Raw genomic sequence first — 4834 nt, forward strand, 5'->3', positions numbered from 1 at the left:
TGAATAAGCAGTGAATTCTGAAATTCGCATCCGTTGCTCGCGCCAGCGTCGGATGATTGCGACGAGCACTCTCCCACAGCCGCCTGAGTTCCAAAATGACAATTTTGGTTGACTCGCAATCTTGACTCGTGGTAGCACCGAACTATGTTCGGCGATGAAGTAAAGCCAAAGGCAGGGTACCCGGACGCGATCCGTCCACGCGCATTCAAGTGAGGGCCTTGGTTTGGGTGGGAGCCCCCGGACTTATCCGGGGGCAATGCTTCAGCGTTGCAAGAAACGATCGCATAATAATTTTTGCGCTTTAGCCCCGGGGCTTCCCAATCTGAAACCCCACGCCTAAAGCCGGGGAAAAAGTAGAATGCGCGTTGGCGAGGCTTGAAAACCTCTCCCATGCATGAATCCACCCCAGCAAACAAACGACGTTTGCTGGGGACCCCGGTATGCGTGGGCTCCCACGCAAAAGCCAGGAACGTGGGCTCCAAGGGCAGGGCACCCGGCGTCAGGGGACCATCTTCTGTTAGTCCCATCCCCTTGAGTGAGCGGCGATACACTTCTTCGCGCTGTCTCCGCGTACTCTGAACGTGTACCGAATCGCGATTATGGTTGGCAAATCATGTGGCGATTATTTCTAGCTGGTCTTCTGACTTATGCGTCTTGCCTGGCCGCGCAGGAAACTCACTCCCATGGCATGCCTGAAAAGTTGGGAGAGGTCTCGTTTCCCGTGTCGTGTAACTCGGCCGTGCAGCAGCACTTCAACCGCGCAGTTGCCTTGCTGCACTCATTCGCTTACGCTCCGGCGGAGACTGCCTTCCGCGGCGTTGCCAAACAAGATCCTCAGTGCGCAATCGCTCATTGGGGCATCGCCATGACGCATTTCCATCAACTGTGGGAGCCACCTCTCCCCGACTCGGAAATTCCGGAAGCGAAGAGTGAAATCAAGCAGGCTCAACGGCTCGGGTCTGGTTCGGAACGGGAGCGGAAGCTCATCGCTGCACTGAGTGTTCTCCTGGATGATGCGAGTGAAGCTCAGTACCGCGGAAGAGCGATGAAGTACCTGGATGCAATGACCGCTTTGGCGAGAGACGAGAGAGAGAACCTCGAGGTCCAGGTATTTTATGCACTGGCTCTTCTCTCGACCGCTTCACCTGCAGACAAGACGCACGCAAATCAAAAGAAAGCAGCGGACTTGCTAGAGCCTCTCTATCGGGTTCATCCACAGCACCCCGGAATCCCGCATTACCTGATCCATGCCTACGACAACGCGGAACTCGCTTCCCGTGGTTTGGCTGTCGCGAACGCATACTCGAACATTGCGCCCTCGGCTCCGCACGCTTTGCACATGCCGTCGCACATTTTTACCAGACTTGGGTTGTGGGATGAATCCATCACCAGCAACCTTGCTGCGCGAGATGCGGCGCATCGGCAAGGAGATACCGGTGAAGAGCTTCACGCGATGGACTATCTCGTGTATGCCTATCTTCAAAGTGGACGCGACCCACAAGCCGCTGAAATTATCCATCAACTGAAGAGCAAGAGCACCCTGGCCGGAGACTTCAAGAGTTTTTACGCCGCAACCGCGATGCCTGTGCGCTACGCCGTTGAGCTTCATCGGTGGGATGAAGCAAGCGCAATAACGGCCGCCAGCAGCAGTCCGCCGGAAGTGGCGGCGGTCGCAATTTGGGCTCGCGGGCTCGGACTTGCGCGACGCGGCCGTATCGAGGAGGCTCGCGCGCAAATCGATCGTCTGGCGCAAATCGAAAGTCAGCTGCGCTCTTCAGGACAAGACTACTGGGTTACGCAGACAAGCATCCTTGGGCGGGAACTCACGGCATGGTGCGCCCAGCAGCAGGGCAAACCCGACGAAGCCGTAAGCCTGATGCGCCAGGCTGCGGATGAAGAAGACGCAGTTGAGAAGCTGCCGATAACTCCCGGGCCAATCGTTCCCGCGCGCGAACAGCTAGGGTCCTTATTGCTCGAGCAGAACCATCCCGAATTGGCACTGAAGGAGTTTCAGGCGACCCTCGCGAATGCTCCAGGCCGGCTGGGCGCCGCACGCGGAGCGGCGCAAGCGGCTGAACTTCTAAAGGGAAAGACCGCCAGGGTGGCCGCCGTGGAGTAGCAAGACACCACCTAAGCCACGGGGCTCTTTGAAACCTCTTGGGTGTCCCTTATGAACTTCAGGCCGGGTGGCACACCCTTCTTTCTTATTTCGTTTCTCTGAGTCCTGTTTTGGGACTGGTAGATGCGGGTGCCGCACTCTGCGCGGTTTCCCCAAATGCCGACCCAGAGGATTGCGTCGAGGAATCAACCTGGCGTGTCGGCGTCGGCGTGAAGCGCACCCTGCGAAAACCGAGGCTGTTACGAAACTCTAAATTCCCCTTTTGAAACCGCAACATGTTGCGCTTCGCCTGGACTGCGACCACAATATGTAACAAATTCTTGAGTCTCGTAACAGCCTCAAACCGCGCAGAGTGCGACACACGCATTGTGGCGGATTGCTGAGAAACAAAACCTAGAAACAAAGGCCTGCTCAATCTAAGGCTGTGCCATCCGTCCGGAGTCATTCATGCGCTACAATTGCGCGCCTCAGGGAGGAATCCATGACCGGCACAACCCTGCATCAATCGCCCACTCCGGAGCGCTTCTTCAACGCGATAAACGCTTATCAGCAGACGGAGGCGATGAAGGCCGCCGTCGAACTGGAAATCTTTACCGCCATCGCCAAAGGTGACACCACCGCAGCGAGCATTGCCAAGCGCTGCCGGGCCAGTGAACGCGGCGTGCGAATCCTGTGCGATTTCCTGACCATTCACGGCTTCCTGACCAAAGAGAGAAACCAGTACGCTCTTGCGCCCGATTCAGCGTTGTTCCTCGACCGGCATTCGCCTGCATATATCGGTGGGACGATTGACTTCCTCCTCACCCCACGCTTGCGCGAGGGCAACGCCCGCCTGACGGAAGCCGTGCGCCGGGGAGGCACTGCAATTGGTGAAGGGATCCTGGAAACGGAGAATCCGGATTGGGTGAAATTTGCGCAAGCGATGGTGCCGCTCATGTACATGCCCGCAGAGATTATGGCCACCGAGCTTCGCAAAGGCGGCGAGGCACACAAGGTTCTTGATATCGCCGCGGGTCACGGCATGTTCGGCATCTCCGTGGCCAAGCAGAATCCCGCGGCTCACATCTATGCGGCCGATTGGAAGAATGTGCTGGAAGTCGCGCGCAACAATGCCGAGCGCATGGGAGTTGCCGACCGCTACCATCTCCTTCCGGGCAGCGCCTTCGAAACTGAGCTTGGCAACGGCTACGATTTGGTCTTGATCACCAATTTCCTGCACCATTTTGATGCGCCCACCTGCACCGCCTTCATGCGCAAAGTGCACGCCACACTGAAGCGAGGTGGCCGTGGCGCAATCGCCGAATTCGTTCCCAATCCGGATCGCATTACACCGCCCACGGCTGCTGCCTTTAGCATCATGATGCTAACCACCACGCCCGCCGGCGATGCTTACACCTTCGCAGAGCTCGAGAGTATTTCGAAGAACGCCGGCTTCACTCGAGTCGAACTAGCGCCTCCCGAGATTGGCCTCGATCGTTTGGTGATCGCCTATCGATGAATCGCGTGAAATGCCAGCGGCTCTGCCGGGCGCCTAGCCTGATAGCAGCGAAAATGGGCATAGGACAGGTTCTATATAAGGCGATGTCAAGAGCAAACACATCTCCCGAACAGATCGGAGAGGAGTTGCTTGGCATCGCCTTATAGAACCCGCCCTCCAGGCCGGCTGGGCGCCACACGGAGCGGCGCAAGCGGCTGAACTTCTAAAGGGAAAGACTGCAACCGGGGCACGATGGCGGTTAAACCAAAAAGGAGCCACTCCAGTGATCTACGTAAAAGGGATTCTCGCTGCATTGGGTGCTGCATTTGTCGTTTCGGTATACACCCTGTTCGTTGTAACGTCGAAGACCAAGGTCACAGGCAGAGGTGCGCTTGTCGCGTATTTCGCTAGTCCGTTCTTCTGGATTACGCTAATCGTGACGGCACTCTACGCGTTTCGACTCACAACTGCCGGAGTACGCTAATCGGCTTTGATTTGCGCGGGTGCCCCACTCATCGCGGTGTTCGATGAGTGGGTTATCCAGAAGGTCTCGCCTATAATTCGCCGCGTGCCGCGCGATCTGATTCGAATCTACGGTTTTCATGACTACCACTGCATCACCTGCAGTTGTTATCAAAGAAAGCCATTCATGGGATCTGCGTATGCGCGAGATGTCTTCGTAGAGGTATTCGATAGAGTGCGCGCGCGTTACCGCTTCGAGGTGCTGGGTTATGTCGTCATGCCCGAGCATTTTCAACTCGTTCTGCGAAAGAGAGAAAAGCTGTCGCTCCTGCCTGAGCCGGTTTCGGCGGAACAAAACGGAGATTTTCACGTCCGATTGCGAAATTCCGATTCATATTCGGAGCACAATCTTGATCAGGCCAAGCAAACACAAGATTAGTAGACCAAGTGAGCCGATTCTTTCCAGGAACGGATGGGAATCGAAGAAACGGCTGCGATCTTCAATTCCCATGAATCGCTTGCGCATTTCCATCAGCCGTTGGGGAGCCGCCAAACCTACAATACCCAGAGCCAATCCTGTGGTGCAAAGTATCGCGCCCAAAAAGTCGATCATTTTCAATGTCCGCAAACGGAGTAGGTAACGCTCACTCCTGCCCCGCGCATTCCCGTGGCGGGCCCGTAAAGTCGACCTGACGTATTTTCTACTACTTGCCCGCCGGCCCCGTACACAAACGAGGGCGGGTGGCCGACGCTGATTTTGTTTCCGTGTACCACAC

4 protein-coding genes are annotated in these 4834 nt (G+C 56.5%); all 4 read left to right on the forward strand.

The window, feature by feature from the left end:
* The first annotated feature begins 613 nt into the window (after positions 1-613).
* The 4 genes from DMG62_00555 (at position 614) to DMG62_00570 (ending at position 4497) form a co-directional block, all read left to right on the forward strand.
* Positions 614-2119 (forward strand): hypothetical protein, encoded by a 1506-nt coding sequence (locus DMG62_00555; GenBank protein PYY24951.1) that lies wholly within the window; start codon positions 614-616, stop codon positions 2117-2119.
* A 481-nt stretch (positions 2120-2600) separates the two neighbouring features.
* Positions 2601-3617: a methyltransferase type 12 gene (locus DMG62_00560; GenBank protein ID PYY24948.1), complete on the forward strand. Its 1017-nt coding sequence runs from the start codon at positions 2601-2603 to the stop codon at positions 3615-3617.
* A 262-nt stretch (positions 3618-3879) separates the two neighbouring features.
* The gene (locus DMG62_00565) at positions 3880-4080 is read left to right on the forward strand and encodes a hypothetical protein (GenBank protein ID PYY24949.1); all 201 of its coding nucleotides are present in this window, start codon (positions 3880-3882) and stop codon (positions 4078-4080) included.
* A gap of 6 nt (positions 4081-4086) precedes the next feature.
* Positions 4087-4497 carry a hypothetical protein gene (locus tag DMG62_00570; protein ID PYY24950.1) on the forward strand — a complete coding sequence of 137 codons (411 nt, stop codon included), beginning with the start codon at positions 4087-4089 and terminating at the stop codon, positions 4495-4497.
* Positions 4498-4834: the final 337 nt, after the last annotated feature.

The organism is Acidobacteriota bacterium, from assembly GCA_003225175.1.
In the GTDB taxonomy this organism is placed as follows: Bacteria; Acidobacteriota; Terriglobia; order Terriglobales; family Acidobacteriaceae; genus Gp1-AA112.